Source organism: Siccibacter turicensis LMG 23730 (assembly GCF_000463155.2).
In the GTDB taxonomy this organism is placed as follows: domain Bacteria; phylum Pseudomonadota; class Gammaproteobacteria; order Enterobacterales; family Enterobacteriaceae; genus Siccibacter; species Siccibacter turicensis.
Map to the genome: position 1 here is coordinate 19,399 of NZ_AWFZ01000002.1, position 17,175 is coordinate 36,573.

15 protein-coding genes are annotated in these 17,175 nt (G+C 60.4%); 6 read left to right on the plus strand and 9 right to left on the minus strand.

Translation table 11 applies throughout. The features are described 5' to 3' along the window. Positions 1–70: 70 nt before the first annotated feature. From ompL to yihU, 7 genes are all read right to left on the minus strand, one after another. A complete protein-coding gene (ompL, locus tag DW58_RS00215; RefSeq protein WP_024548290.1) occupies positions 71–760 on the minus strand; it encodes a porin OmpL in 690 nt (229 codons plus the stop codon). Between the two features lie 69 nt (positions 761–829). Beyond that, positions 830–2,263 (minus strand): MFS transporter, encoded by a 1,434-nt coding sequence (locus DW58_RS00220; RefSeq protein ID WP_024548291.1) that lies wholly within the window; start codon positions 2,261–2,263, stop codon positions 830–832. Between the two features lie 51 nt (positions 2,264–2,314). Then, positions 2,315–3,709 carry an MFS transporter gene (locus DW58_RS00225; protein ID WP_024562493.1) on the minus strand — a complete coding sequence of 465 codons (1,395 nt, stop codon included), beginning with the start codon at positions 3,707–3,709 and terminating at the stop codon, positions 2,315–2,317. 45 nt (positions 3,710–3,754) lie between these two features. After that, entirely contained in the window at positions 3,755–5,791 is a 2,037-nt protein-coding gene (locus tag DW58_RS00230; RefSeq protein WP_024548013.1) for an alpha-glucosidase, read from the minus strand. Positions 5,792–5,853: 62 nt separating this feature from the next. After that, on the minus strand, positions 5,854–7,095 hold the full coding sequence (gene yihS, locus DW58_RS00235) for a sulfoquinovose isomerase (protein WP_024548012.1): 1,242 nt from the start codon (positions 7,093–7,095) through the stop codon (positions 5,854–5,856). 15 nt (positions 7,096–7,110) lie between these two features. Then, positions 7,111–7,986: a sulfofructosephosphate aldolase gene (yihT, locus tag DW58_RS00240; protein WP_024548011.1), complete on the minus strand. Its 876-nt coding sequence runs from the start codon at positions 7,984–7,986 to the stop codon at positions 7,111–7,113. Positions 7,987–7,996: 10 nt separating this feature from the next. Continuing rightward, positions 7,997–8,884 carry a sulfolactaldehyde 3-reductase gene (gene yihU, locus DW58_RS00245; RefSeq protein WP_024548010.1) on the minus strand — a complete coding sequence of 296 codons (888 nt, stop codon included), beginning with the start codon at positions 8,882–8,884 and terminating at the stop codon, positions 7,997–7,999. A 169-nt stretch (positions 8,885–9,053) separates the two neighbouring features. Here yihU and DW58_RS00250 point away from each other — a divergent pair, with 169 nt between their 5' ends. From DW58_RS00250 to fabY, 6 genes are all read left to right on the plus strand, one after another. Next, complete coding sequence (locus tag DW58_RS00250) at positions 9,054–9,950, plus strand: sugar kinase (RefSeq protein ID WP_024548009.1); 897 nt, start codon at positions 9,054–9,056, stop codon at positions 9,948–9,950. A 34-nt stretch (positions 9,951–9,984) separates the two neighbouring features. Then, the gene (locus DW58_RS00255; RefSeq protein ID WP_024548008.1) at positions 9,985–10,788 is read left to right on the plus strand and encodes a DeoR/GlpR family DNA-binding transcription regulator; all 804 of its coding nucleotides are present in this window, start codon (positions 9,985–9,987) and stop codon (positions 10,786–10,788) included. 118 nt (positions 10,789–10,906) lie between these two features. Continuing rightward, positions 10,907–11,506 carry a glucose-1-phosphatase gene (gene yihX, locus DW58_RS00260; RefSeq protein ID WP_024548007.1) on the plus strand — a complete coding sequence of 200 codons (600 nt, stop codon included), beginning with the start codon at positions 10,907–10,909 and terminating at the stop codon, positions 11,504–11,506. Beyond that, positions 11,500–12,372: a virulence factor BrkB family protein gene (locus tag DW58_RS00265; RefSeq protein WP_024548006.1), complete on the plus strand. Its 873-nt coding sequence runs from the start codon at positions 11,500–11,502 to the stop codon at positions 12,370–12,372. Before yihX ends, DW58_RS00265 begins: the two co-directional genes overlap by 7 nt. Continuing rightward, the gene (gene dtd / locus DW58_RS00270; protein ID WP_024548005.1) at positions 12,369–12,806 is read left to right on the plus strand and encodes a D-aminoacyl-tRNA deacylase; all 438 of its coding nucleotides are present in this window, start codon (positions 12,369–12,371) and stop codon (positions 12,804–12,806) included. The genes DW58_RS00265 and dtd overlap by 4 nt, the downstream gene beginning before the upstream one ends. A 44-nt stretch (positions 12,807–12,850) precedes the next feature. After that, complete coding sequence (fabY, locus tag DW58_RS00275) at positions 12,851–13,792, plus strand: fatty acid biosynthesis protein FabY (RefSeq protein ID WP_024548004.1); 942 nt, start codon at positions 12,851–12,853, stop codon at positions 13,790–13,792. A gap of 9 nt (positions 13,793–13,801) precedes the next feature. Here the strand turns inward: fabY and DW58_RS00280 are convergent, their stop codons facing one another. Together DW58_RS00280 and DW58_RS00285 are read right to left on the minus strand one after the other, a co-directional pair. Next, complete coding sequence (locus tag DW58_RS00280; protein WP_024548003.1) at positions 13,802–15,520, minus strand: AsmA family protein; 1,719 nt, start codon at positions 15,518–15,520, stop codon at positions 13,802–13,804. 120 nt (positions 15,521–15,640) lie between these two features. Further along, on the minus strand, positions 15,641–17,035 hold the full coding sequence (locus tag DW58_RS00285; RefSeq protein WP_024548002.1) for a nucleobase:cation symporter-2 family protein: 1,395 nt from the start codon (positions 17,033–17,035) through the stop codon (positions 15,641–15,643). Positions 17,036–17,175 lie beyond the last annotated feature (140 nt).

The window sequence follows — 17,175 nt, forward strand, 5'->3', positions numbered from 1 at the left end:
TGCTCAGAACACAGCCTTTACCGGGATGGTGAAATCAACCACCTGTCACGCATACCTTTACGGTTTTTACCTAAAACGCGTAGCGCAAGCCGAGGCGTACCCGATACTGCTCGCGGTTATAGTCATTCCAGCGATCGAGCCACTGTAACTCCAGATAGGGCAGCCAGTGCCGGTCGAGCTTATAGCGGAAGCCGTTGGTTATTTCCCAGTGATGGTCTTTGCCGTTTTTACTGTGGTAGTCATTCACCCGCTGGAAGAAATGGGGTTCGAACGTATAGGTGAGCGAATCCGTTACCTTCAGATTCCAGTAATTCGCGAATTCATGGGTGTCGTTTTTATCCATGATGCCGTTGACGTCCGGCGTATCGTAATTATTGTGGTTATAGCGATAGCGGAAGGTCAGATTAAAGACGGGAGTAAACTGATAATTGGTATCCAGATATAGCGCACCGCCGGAACCGTCGCGGCTGTCGTTTACCAGGCCGCCCGGCTGAAATGTCAGGCGACGGGTTGGCTTGAAAAGAGGATACCAGCCCTCGATTTCATTATAGCTGTGTTTGATTTCGTCCCATTTCCCGACGTCGTAGGCATTCGTCACCATCAGCCCGGCACCCATGTCAAAATTATACCCGGCACGCAAAATCACCTCGTGACGATCCGAGGCGGTATTCCAGGCCTCGCGTGTTTCCACATAGGCGCCCGCCGTCGCACCGCCTGAGAACGCCGTCGCGATCAGCAGGCTGTATTTCAGGTATTTCATATCATATTCCCTTATTTTAATCCCAGGACGACCGTCTGCGCCGCTGGCAATATCCGACGGTCTTTTGTTTTATTTATAGTGAGGTAGCGGGCACGGCCCCGTTGACGCCTCCGCGGGCGTGTTGCCTGCGCCTTTTTTACGCCGGGCAATATCCTCAATAATGAAAGCGAAGCGCGCTTCGTTGAGCTTATAAAAGAAGCCCATCGTTACCGCGGCGAGCACCGCCAGTGCGGCGGGCCAGATAAACAGCAGCTGCCGAAGCCCGGCGAGCGTCGCCTCACTTTGCAGGACATTAGGCACATAGCCGATCTGCGTCAGCATGATGCCCGGTAAGAACCCGGCCAGCGCGGCGGAGATTTTGCGCGAGAAGGTATAGCCGGTATACACCGACCCTTCGGCACGAATCCCCGTTTTCCACTCCCCGTAATCCACCGTATCCGGCACCAGCGCCCAGTTAAGGCTGTTAACAAAGGCGGTGCCGAAAAACGCCATGCAGGAAAACAGCACAAAGCTGAACGAGGTCGCGCCCCACAGGTAGTTCAGCACGTCGCCAAGCGCCCAGAGCGCCAGTCCGCCGAGATACACCTGCTTTTTACCGAAGCGCTTTACCGCAGCGGGCACCAGCAGCACGCCAATCAAAATGCAGCCCATGCTGAACAGCCCCATCCACGACAGCAGGTGGATATCGCTCAACACGTACTGGGTGTAGTAAACCTGAATGGCCAGCTTGATGTTGAACGCCGCAAGGGTGCAGAGGTTCGCAATGCACAGCACCAGCAGCGGCGGATTGCGGAATATCGAGCAGAATGACTTCGCGATGCTCGGCTTGTGATGATCGGGTGAGACCTCGACGTAGCGCTCGTTGACGCCCCGATAGCACCACCACATGCAAAACAGCCCGCAGCAGGCAAAACAGAACGCCGCCAGCAGATAGCCCAGGGATGGCGTAGTGGTGAACAGGGCCTGAAGCGGCATAAAACCGACCGTGCAGAGCAGCAGACCCAGCGTCGCGCCGCCCTGACGCCAGGCGGCCAGCTGCGCGCGCTCCTGCGGATTTTTGGTGATGGCCGGCACCATGGCGCCGTAGGCGCAGTTCATCAGGCTATAAAACAGGCCAAACAGCATAAACAGCACGGTCGCCAGCGCCGTCTTTACCGTCAGGCTAAAGTCGTTCGCCATAAACTGCGCCGTGGCCACCAGCGCCACGGGTACGGAGGCGTAGAGGATAAACGGCCTGAATTTCCCCCGTGGCCCGATATGGCGCCGCGAATCCACCAGCACACCGGTGAGCATGTCGGTGAAGGCGGTAAAAAACTTGGCGATCAGAAAGATGATCCCGCCGTAAAAAGCGGGCAGTCCCAGATCATCGGTGTAGAACTTCAGCAGGTACAGCGTCCCGATGCAGAGCATCAGGTTTGAGCCGAAGTCGCCCATGCCATACGCCACCTTTTCCCGCAGGCTCAGCCGGAGCGTCAGCGGGTCGTGATGAGTGAATACCGTCATAGCCGATCCTCAAAGCGAAGGCCTGCGCCCACGGGGCAGGCACCCTCATGGTTATGCGCCAGGCGATAACGCCCGCTTACGATTTTCCAGCTCATCCACAATCCGCACGTACATCTTCTCGTTCAGGTTGTAGAAGCAGCCCATGGCGACAATCGTCACCACCGCCAGCACGCACGGCCAGATGAAAATCAGCTCGCGCAGGCCTTCTGTCGTGGCGGCAGACTGCACCGCGTTTGGCACATAGCCGATCTGCGTCAGCATCAGACCAGGGAAAAAACCGGCCAGCGCCTGAGAGACTTTTCGAAAGAAGGTGAATCCGGTGTAGACCGTGCCTTCCGAGCGTACGCCGGTGCGCCACTCGCCGTACTCCACCGTGTCGGACACCAGCGCCCAGTTCAGGCTGTTCACAAACGCGGAGCCGAAAAAGGCCAGGCAGGAGAACGCCACAAAGCTCACCGAATCGCTGCCGAATGCATAGTTGAGCAGGTCGCCCACCGCCCAGATTAGCAGCCCGCCGATATAGACCTTCTTCTTGCCGAAGCGCCGCACCGCGCCGGGCATCAGGAAGACGCCGATAAAAATACAGCCCATGCTGAAGAAGCCCATATACGAGAGCAGAATAGGGTCGTTAAGCACGTACTGCGTGTAGTAGACCTGAATGGCGAGCTTGACGTTGAACGCCCCAAGAGTGCAGAGGTTGGCGATGCACAGCACAAAGAGCGGGCGGTTGCCGGCGATGGCGCGAAACGATGCCAGCAGCCCCGGTTTGTGTGCCGGGCTGGTGGCCGCGGCTTCCACGTAGCGCTCGCGCGTGCCGGCATAGCACCACCACATAAACAGCAGGCCGAACAGCGAGAACAGCGTGGCAGCGACGATATAGCTCAGCTGCGGGTTGCCTTCGATCAGGTTCATCACCGGCACAAAGCCGACGGTACACAGCAGCAGGCCCAGCGTGGCGCCGCCCTGACGCCACGCCGCCAGCGACGCGCGCTCGTCCGGGTTTTTGGTGATAGCGGGCACCATCGCGCCATAGGAGCAGTTCATCATGCTGAAGAACAACCCGTAGAGCATAAACAGCACCGTCGCCATCACCGCTTTGCCGGTGACCTCGAACGGCGTGCCGACAAAGTTGGCGATCGCCAGCAGCGTCACCGGAAAGGCGGCGTACAGCACGAAGGGCCGGAACTTGCCCTTAGGGCCGATATTGCGCCGCGAGTCGAGCATGATCCCGGTACCCATGTCGGTAAACGCGGTAAAGAACTTGGCGATCAAAAAGATAATGCCGCCGTAAGTGCCCGGCAGACCCAGCACGTCGGTATAAAACTTCAGCAGATAGAGCGTGCCGATATCCAGCAGAATATTGGAGCCCAGATCGCCCATCCCATAGGCGAGTTTTTCCTTAAACGGCAGGCGTAGGGTTGCCGAATCCGAAGTGTGTTGACTCATTATTGTTCTCCATCTGCCCGCAGGTTTCCCTGCGGGCGAGCCTCATCAGATATGACGTAATGTGCTAAACAGATCTGCCCACTCGCTGTCCGCGCGATAAAACACCGGTGGTTTACCGAGCGGTGCAGCGACCGTCACGTCGCCGCCGCGGTACGTCTCGCCCGTCCAGAGATGAACCCAGTTGTCCTCCGGCAGGTACAGCGTCCAGTCATCGCGCCCCTGGTCATATACCGGCGCCACCAGCAGATCGCGACCCAGCAGATACTGGTACTTCAGCGTGTAGGTTCGCGCGTCCTCTTCGTAGTGCAAAAACAGCGGACGCATCACCGGCAGGCCGGTTTTGGCATTCTGCGCCACCGCCTGTTTCAGGTAGGGCTTCAGGGTGGTGAACACGGTGGTCATGCGGGCAAAGTGGGCGATGGTGTCGTCGTCGCTGTCGAACTGCCAGTTGTCGCCGGGACGATTGCCTTCATGCGTGCGCATCATCGGCGTGAAGGCACTGAAGTCGCACCAGCGCAGCAACAGCTCTTTACTGCGCTTCATCTCAAACAGCGTGGTGTAGCCGCCGATGTCGCTGTGGTGCAGACCGTGGCCGGACATCCCCAGCGACAGCGCAGCAGGCACCACGGAGGCCAGACCGTCGTCGAGGCTCCAGTCGACGTTCTGGTCGCCGGCCCACATCATCGTCGAATATTTCTGGCTGCCGGTGTAACCGGCGCGCATAAAGAACAGCACTTCGCCGAGTTTGCCGGTCTCTTCCAGCGCTTCGTAGTTACACTTCGCCCACAGCGCAGGCCACGCGTTGTGCATGATCTCGGCGCTGACGCCGTTGTGCAGGTGGGTATCGGTCGGCAGGTACTCGCCGAAGTCTGCCATCCAGCCGTTGCAGCCAAAGGCGATGAGATTCTCTTTGATGACGTTCTTGTACCACTCATAGGCCTGGGGATTGGTCAGGTCGATAACCCCGGCGTAGAACTCGCCGAACTCGACGTGATAATCCTTGCCCGCGGCATCTTTGGTCAGAAAACCTCGCGCCGCTGCCTCTGCGCACAGCTCGCGGTCGCTTGCCACATAGGGGTTGATATAGGAGAGAAACTGCACGCCCTCGGCGTTCCACGCCTTAACACGCTCATCGAGCTGCGGGTAGAGATCGCGGTTCCACTTCCAGTTCCACATCACGCGTTTGCCAAACGAGGTCATGCGGATGCCGGACCAGTCCTGCGCCCAGATGCCGTTCACCTTGACCCCGTGGCGGCGCAGGGTATCCAGTTTTTGCTGGCAGACTTCAGTGCCTCCCTGCACGCCGAGCGTCACCCCGTCATACACCCAGTCGGGCAGTTCCGGCTGACGGCCCAGCAGCGCGGTGAGTTTTTCCAGCAGTTCGATGTAGTCAGAGGCACATTCGAAGCGGATCGTCGCGTTATCCTCCCAGAACGCCAGCTCGTGAAAGTCCGGAGCGCTGAAGTCGAAATTCATATAGCAGCTGTTATCGACGTGGCAGAAGTACTTCTGGGTACTGACGAAGGTGGGCTGGGGGAAGAAGGTCCAGTAGTAATCCCCGCCGGCGTTCTCTTTGCAGTCGGCCTGCCAGGTCACATAGCTCTGCTTATTGCGGCCCACGCCCTGTTCACTGGTCCACAGCGGGAAGGGTTTACCGCGCAGATCGAAGTACGAGAACTGCTCGCCGCAGCCGTAGATGTGATCGGCTGGCTGGGCCGCCAGCCGCAGCCAGAGACGGTTGTGGGAGGGCGCATCGTTTTTCAGGTTCAGCACCAGGCGTCCCGCCTCGTCGGCGCTGACCCGCAGCGTGGCGCAGATCGTATCGCCCCGGGTAAAGCGGATGCTCCATCCCGTGGCGTCGGGCAGTACGGTGGCATCGGTGAGCGCGACCTTCTCGTGCAGCCGGTCTTTGATGCTGAAATTGCCGCGGAACATCTCGATATCCGCGGTGCCCGCCCCGGCCCATACGCAGGGCGTTTCCGGGGTGTGGCGCAGAATAAGACGCTGGTGGTAACAGAGCGTAAAGCCCTGCGCCTGTGGCGTCACGGTAATAGCGGTCAGAGTCGGTTGTAGGGCAGGCATGATGACCTCTTGTCGAGTCAATGGGTGTTGAGCCGCGCGAGGGCGGCTCTGTCGTTATTGTTTTATCGGGCGTTGCAGTCGAGCAGGCCGGCGGCGACCGCCGGGGCCAGCCCGGGTGCCAGCGGCAGGCGAGGGATCACCAGACAGTGCAGCAGGTGGTAGATATCCTGCTTACCGTCCCAGACCTTAGTGGTGACCGCGTTGTTGGCGTCCAGCTCCTGCCACCAGGAGCCGTTTTCATAATCCATCAGATAGGTGATGCAGTACTCCCACCAGGTCTGATACCAGGTTTCGTACTGCGGATCGCCGGTGACGGTATAGAGCGCGTAAGCGGTGCCCATCGCCTCCACAATCGGCCAGCGCACGCGTTCGCGCACGATAGGCTTACCGTCCCAGTCGACGGTATAGACAATGCCGTCTGCGCCATCGGGCGCCCAGGCGTCGCGAATGGTCGCGTGGAACAGCCCTTTCGCATCCTCCAGCAGCCACGCCGGCGGAGTCTCGAAGCGGGCTTCAAGCGCCGCGCGCAGGTGCAGCATCAGGCGGCCCCACTCGATCCAGTGGCCCGGCGTGCCGCCATAGGCGCGGAAGCGGTGCGCCGGATTATCTTTGTTGTAATCGCGTATCGGGTTCCAGTGGGTGTCGAAATGCTCGTTGACGCGATACGCGTTGTTACGGGCAACGTCGTGGATGATCACCGAGGCAATGCGCAGCGCGCGGTCCAGCCATTTGCGATCGTGGGTGACGTCGTAAACAATCAGAAAGGCTTCGACCGCGTGCATATTGGCATTGCCGCCCCGGTAGGCTTCCGTTTCGCTGAAGGCTTCGTCCCACGACTCCAGGCACATCTGCTCCTCTTCGCTCCAGAAATATTTCTCAATCACGGCGATCGCATCGTCCAGCAGCGCCCGCGCCGCCGGGTGACCGGTGGTAACCGCACTGGCCGCGCCCAGCAGCACGAAGAAATGCTGATAGCCCTGCTTGGACGCATCAATCACGCCCTCATCGTTTACGCAGGCGTACCAGCCGCCATACCGCTTGTCGCGCAGCGCCCCGTTAAGCGCGTTAATCCCGTGTTCGACCAGGGAGTACGCCCCCGGACGTCCCATGGCGGCAGCAACCGCATACACGTGCAGCATACGGGCGGTGACCCACAGGTGGGTGCCCTTATCAGCTTTCACCTGGCCGTTGTTGCCCAGCCAGCCAAACCCGGTTGGCACCGCGGCGTTTTTGCCAAAGGCAAAAATGCGATCCGTTTCCTGCTCGAGCCAGCGATTGTGGCTCAGGGTGTTAAACCATTTCATCAGCATGTCCCTCTGTTAGCGGCGAGCCATCATCTCGTCGACAATTTCACCTAAACGCTGCAGCTTTGGTGCGGCGATATCACGCAGCATCAGTTCGGTATCCGGCAGGCCCACCACCGATGACCACACGGCGCGGCCGGCCAGGAACCCGGAGGCACCGGCCAGCATGGCGACCCGTACCGCTCTGGGAAACAGTTTTTCATCCACGCCCGAGGAGAGGATCACCCAGGGCATGTTGATGTGTTCATTGAGTCGCTGTGAGGCTTCCAGCAGCGCCTGCTGAGTGCCTTTGCCGTTGAGCGGCATCTCGACTTTGTAGAGATCGGCCCCGCTGTCGCCCAGCTCTTTTGCCGCCTCGATGATGGCCTGCTCCCGGTCAAAGCGATCCCCGCGACGCGGCGGGCGCACCACCGGCTCGATAATGCTGAGCAGCCCGTGGGCATGGCAGAGCTGGTTAAACGCCCGCACCATCTCAAGACGCTGCCCGCGATCTTCATCGCTGCGCCACAGCACCAGCAGCTTCAGCGCTTTGCCGCCGTCGCGTCTGACCGCTTCAGGATCGACATGCTTATCAATGACCACGCTGTCCACCGGAATGCCGTTGCCGGGAATAAACGCATCCGCGGCGACGATGGTGGCGCAGGGTTGCGCCACGGCGCGCTGGGCGATCACCTGGCGATAGCAGAACTGCTGGTCCACGAGAATGGCGGAGGCGTAGGGGGAGAGCACTTTGGCGGCGCTCACTTTAAAATCGGTGAGTACCTGATCGGTGACCGGCTGCGCGGCACCGGCTGCGGCGAACATCAGGCGCATCGCTTCGCGCTGGTCCACGGCCAGCATGGCGAAGCCACCGGAGGGACGGGTGATGTCAGTCAGGGTATAGTGATTCATGTTGCAGTCCTTATTGAGATGTCAGCCCGGCAGCGGCCCGGACCTGTTCGAGAATGGCGGTCCAGTCCTGGCGGCCACGGCCCGCAGCGCGCGCCTGGCTATAGACTTCCCGGGAAGCGGCGCCGAGCGGCATCGGGACGTGGAGCTGATTGGCGACGTCCAGCGCGATACCAAGATCCTTATGCGCGAGATCGATCATGAAGGCCGGGGAGAGATCCCCTTTCAGCACCTTGTTGGGCCAGGTGGTGGTGAAGTGACCTTTGCCTGCGGGGGTGCCGTTCATCACCTTGAGCGCCACGTCGAAGGAGAGCCCCAGCGCCTCGCACAGCGCGGCGGCTTCGGCAGAAAGCGCATTCAGGGCGATACTCATGTAGTTGTTGATCAGCTTGACGCGAATACCCATGCCCGGCCCGCCCGCCGCAATCAGCTCATTGCCCATCGCCATCAGCACCGGGGTTGCACGCTCCACCTGTTCCGGCGTGCCGCCCGCCAGCAGCAGCAGCGTGCCGGCAATGGCATGATCGGAGGTGCGTCCTACTGGCACATCCATCATGCTGAAGCCGCGCTGGTGCATGTCGTGAATCAGGCGATCCGTTTGCAGCGGATGAATGGTGGACATATCAATGGTCAGCGCCGTCGTGGATAACCCTTCACACACGCCCTGGTCGCCAAACAGCACCTCGCGAACCAGATCGCCATTGGGCAACATGGTGATGACGAACGCGGCGCCGCGTGCGGCCTGGGAGGGCGACGCCGCGGCGGTTGCACCCTGTTCCACCAGCGACTGCACCGCCTGCGGATTGAGATCGAAGACCTGAAGCTGGTGGCCGCGACGCAGTAAATTGCCTGCCATCGGTGCGCCCATCTGCCCCAGACCAATAAATGCGATTACTGACATACGCTCTCCTGTAACAAAGGGGGTTGTCATATTTTGTCTGTATATGACCGTTTATGTTGTCTGTTATTGAGCGTATTTGTAATTTATGGTCAAAAAATTGACAGCCGTCACTTTTTAAACATTTGGTGAAATTAAAATAGCGGCAGCTCTTAACGATTAAGGAATGACCATGATGCGTATTGCTTGTGTCGGGATTGCCGTGATGGATCGCCTCTACTACCTCGGCGATTTGCCCTGTGAAGGGGGAAAATATGTGGCGAACCAGTACCGTGAAGTCGGGGGCGGCCCAGCCGCAACGGCGGCCGTCGCGGCGGCGAAGCTGGGGGCTGAGGTGGATTTTATTGGCCGGGTAGGGGATGACGACACCGGACACAGCCTGCTCCAGGAGCTGGCGTCGCTGGGGGTGAACACCCGCTACACGCGCACGGTGGCGAACGCGCGCTCATCGCAGTCCGCCATTCTGGTGGATGGCCAGGGGGAGCGGATTATCGTCAACTATCCCAGCCCGGATCTGCCAGCAGATGCCGCATGGCTGGAGGCGATCGATTTCAGCCAGTGGGATGTGGTGCTGGCCGACGTGCGCTGGCACGAGGGAACACAGCAGGCCTTTACGCTGGCGCGTGAGAAAGGGGTAACCACGCTGCTGGACGGCGACACCACCCCGCAGGCCATTGCCGACCTGGTCAGCCTGAGCGATCACGTGGTGTTCTCCGCGCCTGGCTTACGGCGGCTGAGCGGTGAGCAGGATATCGCCGCCAGCCTGAAAAAAGCACAGGCGCTCACAAATGGACAGGTGTATGTCACCCAAGGGTCTGACGGGTGTTGCTGGCTGGAGGAGGCGCGTCTTGTGCATCAGCCTGGCTTTAAGGTGGAGGTGGTGGACACCACCGGTGCCGGGGACGTGTTCCATGGCGCCTTTGCCGTCAGCCTGGCGCGCGGCATGGCCGGTGCCGAGGCGATCCGCTTCGCCAGCGCGGTGGCCGCGTTGAAATGCACCCGACCGGGCGGGCGCGCCGGGATACCCGACTGTGATCAAACACGCTCTTTTCTGTCACTTTTTGTATAAAATGCGGGGCGAGATGCATTCCAGAGGACACGCCATGAGCCTTACCGAATTAACCGGCAATCCGCGGCACGACAGGTTGCTTACCCTGATTGCCGAGCGGGGCTATATGAATATCGACGAGCTGGCGCAGCTGCTGGATGTCTCTACCCAGACGGTGCGCCGCGATATTCGTAAGCTGAGCGAGCGGGGATTAGTGAGCCGCCATCACGGCGGGGCGGGGCGGGCATCCAGCGTGGTGAATACCGCCTTTGAGCAGCGGGAAGTGTCGTTAACCGAGGAAAAACGGGCGATTGCGGAAGCGATCGCCGACTACATTCCGGACGGCTCAACGATTTTTATCACCATCGGCACCACCGTTGAGCACGTTGCCCGCGCGCTGCTCAACCATCACCACCTGCGCATCATCACTAACAGCCTGCGGGTGGCGAACATCCTCTATAAAAACCCCGGCTTTGAGGTGATGGTGCCGGGCGGCACGCTGCGCCCTCACAACGGCGGCATTATCGGGCCCGCCGCCACGGCGTTTGTCGCCGGCTTTCGCGCTGACTATCTGGTCACCAGTGTCGGGGCCATCGACAGCGACGGCGCGATGCTGGAGTTCGACGTGAATGAAGCGAGCGTGGCCAGAACCATGATCGCCCACGCCCGGCATGTGCTGCTGGCTGCGGATCACACCAAGTACACCGCCTCCGCCGCCGTGGACATCGGCAACATGACCCTGGCGACGGCACTGTTTACCGACCGGCTGCCCGGTACGGCACTGCAACAGCGGCTGAAAGCGGGCCAGGTTGACGTGGTGCTGGCGTCGCCGACCGGTGCCGAGGACGCGGCTTCCTGACGCTGTCCCGGCAGATCCTGACATCCGCCGGGCGCGTGGTGATGTTGTGTTGTGCGGCATAGTCAAAATTTCGCTTTACCGCTACAGTTAACTCTCCATGGCCCAAAAGGAGAGAGTCATGCTCTATATCTTTGATTTAGGTAACGTCATCGTCGATATCGACTTCAACCGCGTGCTTGGCGTATGGAGTGATTACAGCCGGGTGCCGCTCGCCTCACTGCAGCAAAATTTCAGGATGGATGAGCCTTTTCACCAGCACGAGCGCGGGGAAATCAGCGACGAGGCGTTTGCACAGCAGCTGTGCGCACAGATGTCGCTGCCCCTGAGCTTTGAGCAGTTCAGCGCTGGCTGGCAGGCGGTGTTTATCGGTATCCGCAAAGAGGTTATCGACATCATGCATAAGCTGCGCGCGGCGGGTCATCGCGTGGTGGTGCTGTCCAACACCAACCGTCTGCATACCACCTACTGGCCGGAACAGTATCCGGAAGTGCATGCCGCGGCGGACGCTATCTATCTCTCCCAGGACATGGGCCTGCGTAAGCCCGAGCCGGCGATCTATCAGCGCGTGCTGGAACAAGAGCAGGTGCCAGCCTCTGAGGCAGTGTTCTTTGATGACAATGCGGAAAACATTGAGGGCGCGCGTCAGGTGGGCATTACCGCCGTTCACGTAAAAGATAAAACCACCCTGCCTGACTATTTTGCGACGGTTACATGTTAAAAAGCGTTAAACATAAGGCGGCGCACCACTCGCGGCCGCTGATTGCCTGGTTAAAGCTGCTCTGGACGCGCATCGATGAAGACAATATGACCACGCTGGCCGGTAACCTGGCCTACGTGTCACTCCTGTCGCTGGTGCCGTTCGTGGCGGTGATTTTCGCGCTGTTTGCCGCGTTTCCGATGTTTTCCGATGTCAGTATGCAGCTGCGCCACTTCGTGTTTGCCAATTTTATACCGGCCACCGGCGATATTATTCAGCGCTATATCGAGCAGTTCGTCGCTAACTCCAGCAAGATGACGGCCGTTGGCGCCTGTGGGCTGATCGTCACCGCGCTGCTGCTGATGTACGCCATCGACAGCGCGCTCAACACCATCTGGCGCAGCACGCGTACGCGCCCGAAGGTCTACTCGTTTGCCGTCTACTGGATGATCCTTACCCTCGGCCCGCTGCTGGCCGGCGCGAGCCTTGCCATCAGTTCGTATCTGCTGTCGCTGCGCTGGGCCACGGGCTTTGGCAGTATGATTGACGAAGTGCTGCGCATCTTCCCGCTGCTGCTCTCCTGGATCTCGTTCTGGCTGCTCTACAGCGTGGTGCCTACCGTGCGCGTGCCCAATCGCGATGCGGTGATCGGTGCGCTGGTGGCGGCGGCGCTGTTCGAACTCGGGAAGAAAGGGTTTGCGCTGTATATCACCATGTTCCCGTCCTATCAGCTGATCTACGGCGTGCTCGCCGTCATCCCGATCCTGTTCCTCTGGGTCTACTGGACCTGGTGCATCGTCTTGCTTGGGGCGGAAATTACTGTCACTCTCGGCGAGTATCGAAAACTGAAACAGGCCGCGGCCGAAGAAGCAGACCAACAACCATGATTGCATTAATACAGCGAGTCTCACGGGCCAGCGTCACCGTGGGAAGTGACATCACGGGCGAAATCGGGCCAGGACTTTTGGTGTTATTGGGTGTCGAAAAAGAGGATGACGAGGCAAAAGCGGATCGCCTGTGCGAACGCGTGCTGGGCTATCGCATCTTTAGCGACGAGCAGGGCAAGATGAACCTCAATGTGCAGCAGGCGGGCGGCAGCGTACTGGTTGTCTCGCAGTTCACCCTTGCGGCCGACACCGGACGCGGCATGCGCCCCAGCTTCTCACGCGGTGCGGCACCGGATCGCGCCGAAGCCCTGTATGAATACTTCATCGGTCGTTGCTGCGCGCAGGGCATTCCCGCCGAAAGCGGGCGCTTTGCCGCCGATATGCAAGTTTCCCTGGTCAATGACGGCCCGGTGACGTTCTGGCTACAGGTGTAAGCCTGACGGCTACCGGGCTGCGGGTCACAAGAGAGAGTACAAGTATGTATCACCTTCGCGTACCGCAAACAGAAGAAGAACTTGAGAACTACTTCCAGTTCCGCTGGGAGATGCTGCGCAAGCCGCTGCACCAGCCCAAAGGCTCAGAGCGTGATGGATGGGACGCGCTGGCGCATCACCAGATGGTGGTGGATGAAGACGGCAGCATTGTTGCCGCCGGGCGGCTCTATATCAACGCCGACAACGAGGCGTCTATTCGCTTTATCGCCGTTCACCCGTCGGTGCAGGACAAAGGCCTGGGGACGCTGGTGGTGATGACCCTGGAGTCGGTGGCGCGTCAGGAAGGGGTGAAGCGCATTACCTGTAGCGCCCGGGAAGACGCGGTGGAGTTTTTCGCCCGCCTCGGGTTTATGAACGAGGGGGAGATCACCGCTCCGCAGACCACCCCGCTGCGCCACTTTTTGATGATAAAACCGGTGGCGAGCCTCGATGACATCCTGCACCGTGCCGACTGGTGCGGGCAGTTGCAGCAGGCCTGGTACCAGCATATTCCGCTCAGTGAAAAAATGGGCGTGCGTATTCTGCAGTACACCGGGCAGAAATTTATCACCACCATGCCGGAAGCCGGCAACCAGAATCCGCACCATACCCTGTTCGCCGGCAGCCTGTTTTCCCTCGCGACCCTCACCGGTTGGGGGCTTATCTGGCTGATGCTGCGCGAGCGCCATCTCGGCGGCACCATTATCCTGGCGGACGCCCATATTCGTTATCACAGCCCGATCAGCGGCAAACCCGGTGCTATCGCCGACCTTGGCTCGTTAAGCGGCGATCTGGACCGTCTGGCGCGTGGACGCAAGGCGCGGGTACAGCTCCAGGTGGAGCTGTTCGGCGATGACACGCTCGGCGCGGTGTTTGAAGGGATCTACATCGTGCTGCCCGCGAAGCCGTTTGGTCCGCTGGAAGAGGGCGGCAACGAAGAGGAGTAACCGCGCCGGTCAGGGCGCGGGTGTCGGTGCCGGCGGTGTGGCGGGCGCAGCGGTAGTCAGCGCGCCGTTACGCATCGTCTGCACCACTTTCTGCCCTTTGCTGTCGGTTATCTCCAGCCGGGCATTCACGCTCGGCTTCAGCAGCTCGGTGGCGCTGATAGCCCCGCTTGCCGTCAGATGCAGATTGCTGTCTCCCTCCAGCGGCACCGGCGGCCACCCCCACTGTTGCAGGACGTTCACCGGTACGCCGCGCCCATTGAGGCTCACTTTCGTCTGCCGATCCGGCAGCTGCGACACCACGGCGGTGGCTTCCAGCAACCCTTTCCCGGCAAAGGCGCTCAGCTCGCTGATGGTGATGGCTGATGCGTTCGCGTTGAAGGTAATGGACGGGTTGCGCACGTCGAGCCGGTTGAAGGTCGCCAGCGCGCCGTTAAAGGTGGCGCTACCGCCCCAGATACCCCACTGGCGGCCTTTCACCAGCTGAAGATTATTACCGTAGCCGTCCAGAGAGGTTATCTGGAACGGGAAGGTCGGGTCGATATCGATCAGCAGGTTACGGCTGGCGTTGAAGCGCATCACCGTCAGGCTCTCCAGCCAGGCGGGCAGCGGCTGCATCCACAGCGCTTTCCAGTTATCCGGCAGCGTGTACTCCAGTCCCGCCAGCGCCACGTCATTCAGCACCAGCCGGTTGCCGTCCCGCAGCCAGTTCCCTGAGGTGCGTACCATGCCGCCCTCCCAGCGCGAAGTAAACTGGCGCAGCGTCACGCCCTGCGGCGACAGATCGGCGTTGACGATGGGGTCAAACAGATGCACCGAGCCGAGAATAAATTCGCTGGCGTTCATCGACAGCGTGCCGTCCTCGCTCTGCCAGCTGTCGCCGCGCAGGGTAAGATCGCGCAGGCTCATGTCGAGATCGGTTACCGCCCAGCCCGGCCCCTGCAGGCGCGCGTCCGTGACGTCCACCTGCTCCAGCTTGAGTGAGGCGAGGGTGGTCAGCGGGTAGAAGAACGCCGACAGGGTTTTGTCGCTTTGCAGGCGAATATCGTTCAGGCGCAGCCTGTCCACGTGCCAGCCGCCGTCCGCATCCCGGCGGGCGTTACCGGTCATCGACCCTTTTGCCACGTCGGCCCCAAAGGTGGTGAGCGCGATCTGCTTGCCGTCGATATTGCCCTGCACCAGCACATTGCTGGCCGGAATGTCATTGAGCGTCAGCGACCCGGCGCTCAGCTGGAACGTGGCTTTGTCGCCGAGCACCTGTCCGGCCTTCGGCAGCCACGGCGCGACGCCGCCGTTGACCCGCTGCGCGCTCAGATCCCAGCCGGTATCCGGGCTGTTAAAGGCCATATTCTCCAGCCACAGGCTGTCGGCCTGAAGCGGCAGGGAGGCGGTCCTTGGGGACAAATTCAGGGTGCCGTTTTGCAGCAAAATGGTGTCGGCGTGGAGCGGGTCGGTGAGCTGGCGGCTGCTGAGCCCGATATCGACGCGCTTCGCTACCAGGGTGGCGGGCTGGCCGTTACGGCCAAAGGTGACGTTGCGCAGCACCAGGTGTGACGGCGAGGCAAAGCGGTGCTCCAGCCTGTCGAAGGCGATGTGGTAGCCGCTGTGCGTGTTAACCCAGCCGGTTATCCAGCCCGCACCCCAGCGCGTCTGCAACAGAATATAGAGCGCAACGACGATGAGCAGAATGGCAACGAGTAGCCAGGTAAGTATTTTTCCAATCAGTTTCATCGTCTTCCATCCTGTAACCGTCTGAATAGGCCAGTTATGCCGCATTTAGCGGCACAGCTCAAGGAAGGAATTATTGTGACACGTTACAGGCGGCGCCATCAGCGGCGCCGCCGTCACGCTTCAGGCGTTTTTTTCAGGCGGGAAGACGAGATTCAGTACGATAGCGGTGATGCCGCCCGCTGCAATACCGGAGGAGAGCAGGTTCTTAATCCACTCCGGCGCAAACTGCAGGATCAGCGGCTGCTGGGACACGCCCATCCCCACGGCCAGCGACAGGGCGATAATCATGATCGCGCGGCGGTTCAGCGGCTCGCGGGAAACAATACGCACCCCGGAAGCGGCGATGGTGCCGAACATCACAATGGTCGCCCCGCCCAGTACCGGCTCAGGAATGTGCTGTACAAAACCGCTCACGGCCGGGAACAGGCCGAGCGCGATCAGCATCAGCGCCACCACAAAGCCCACGTAGCGGCTGGCGACGCCGGTCAGCTGGATCACGCCGTTGTTCTGCCCGAAGCAGGAGTTCGGGAAGGTATTGAACACTGCCGAGACAAAGGAGTTCAGGCCGTTTGCCAGCACGCCGCCTTTCAGGCGCTTCATATACAGCGGACCGGAAACGGGCTGCTCGGAGACGTCGGAGGTCGCGGTGATATCGCCGATGGTTTCCAGGGAGGTGATCATAAACACCAGCATCAGCGGAACCAGCAGATTCCAGTCGATACCCAGGCCGTAGTGCAGCGGCGTCGGGATGACGATCAGCGGGCTGTCGGTCGGCGCAGTGCTCTGGGGCAGCATATCCAGCGCCCAGGCGAGCAGGTAACCCACCGCCATCGCAATTACCAGCGAGGCGACGCGCAGGTAAGCGTTGCGCTGGCGGTTAAGCAGAATGATGACTGCGAGAACCGCGCCCGCCAGCAGCAGGTTTTTCGGCGCGCCGAAGGTATTGTTGGCCATTGCGCCGTAGCCGCCGCCGATGGAAGTCAGCCCAACCTGAATCAGCGACAGGCCGATAATCATCACCACCACGCCGGACACCAGCGGGGTAATAATGCGGCGTGCGAGGTGCAGGACGCGGGAGATCACCATCTCGGTGCAGCTTGCCAGCATCAGGGTGCCGAACAGCGCTGCCATCATGGTGGGCACGTCCGCGCCGCCGGTTTTCAGTGCGGTTCCGCCCATGATCAGCGGTGCGACGAAGTTAAAGCTGGTGCCCTGAATAGAAAGCAGCCCCGACCCAACCGGTCCCCACGCTTTAATCTGAATGATGGAGGCGACGCCTGAGGCGAACAGCGACATGCTGATGATGTGCTGCGTGTCCTGTGCCGGAAGCCCTAACGCCTGGCAAATCAGCAGCGCCGGGGTTATCACCGCCACGAACATGGCCAGCAGATGCTGGCAGGCAGCAAACAGCGTCTGTGGCAGCGGAGGGCGGTCCTCAAGACGGTAAATCAGCTCACTGTTGGGCGTATGCGCAACCGTTTGCGCACTTTCAGACTCAAGGGTATTAGCGGACATCGACAGAGTTCCCGGATTGGAAAAGCGGACATTCTAGCGAAGTGCATCGCAAAAGCAAACGATTGCACGGGGTGGTGAAGCCGCTCTACAGGGGAACCCTGCATCACGGCCTCTTTTTGTTATTGCCAGCGTTTCCCGCA

What these genes read in the sequence shown, in the direction of transcription:
- fabY (WP_024548004.1), top strand. Translation starts at nt 12,851, where the DNA reads ATGTATCACCTTCGCGTACCGCAAACAGAAGAAGAACTTGAGAACTAC.
- yihS (WP_024548012.1), bottom strand. Translation starts at nt 7,095, where the DNA reads ATGAAATGGTTTAACACCCTGAGCCACAATCGCTGGCTCGAGCAGGAA.
- DW58_RS00285 (WP_024548002.1), bottom strand. Translation starts at nt 17,035, where the DNA reads ATGTCCGCTAATACCCTTGAGTCTGAAAGTGCGCAAACGGTTGCGCAT.
- DW58_RS00230 (WP_024548013.1), bottom strand. Translation starts at nt 5,791, where the DNA reads ATGCCTGCCCTACAACCGACTCTGACCGCTATTACCGTGACGCCACAG.
- DW58_RS00250 (WP_024548009.1), top strand. Translation starts at nt 9,054, where the DNA reads ATGATGCGTATTGCTTGTGTCGGGATTGCCGTGATGGATCGCCTCTAC.
- DW58_RS00255 (WP_024548008.1), top strand. Translation starts at nt 9,985, where the DNA reads ATGAGCCTTACCGAATTAACCGGCAATCCGCGGCACGACAGGTTGCTT.
- ompL (WP_024548290.1), bottom strand. Translation starts at nt 760, where the DNA reads ATGAAATACCTGAAATACAGCCTGCTGATCGCGACGGCGTTCTCAGGC.
- dtd (WP_024548005.1), top strand. Translation starts at nt 12,369, where the DNA reads ATGATTGCATTAATACAGCGAGTCTCACGGGCCAGCGTCACCGTGGGA.
- DW58_RS00265 (WP_024548006.1), top strand. Translation starts at nt 11,500, where the DNA reads ATGTTAAAAAGCGTTAAACATAAGGCGGCGCACCACTCGCGGCCGCTG.
- DW58_RS00225 (WP_024562493.1), bottom strand. Translation starts at nt 3,709, where the DNA reads ATGAGTCAACACACTTCGGATTCGGCAACCCTACGCCTGCCGTTTAAG.
- DW58_RS00280 (WP_024548003.1), bottom strand. Translation starts at nt 15,520, where the DNA reads ATGAAACTGATTGGAAAAATACTTACCTGGCTACTCGTTGCCATTCTG.
- DW58_RS00220 (WP_024548291.1), bottom strand. Translation starts at nt 2,263, where the DNA reads ATGACGGTATTCACTCATCACGACCCGCTGACGCTCCGGCTGAGCCTG.
- yihT (WP_024548011.1), bottom strand. Translation starts at nt 7,986, where the DNA reads ATGAATCACTATACCCTGACTGACATCACCCGTCCCTCCGGTGGCTTC.
- yihX (WP_024548007.1), top strand. Translation starts at nt 10,907, where the DNA reads ATGCTCTATATCTTTGATTTAGGTAACGTCATCGTCGATATCGACTTC.
- yihU (WP_024548010.1), bottom strand. Translation starts at nt 8,884, where the DNA reads ATGTCAGTAATCGCATTTATTGGTCTGGGGCAGATGGGCGCACCGATG.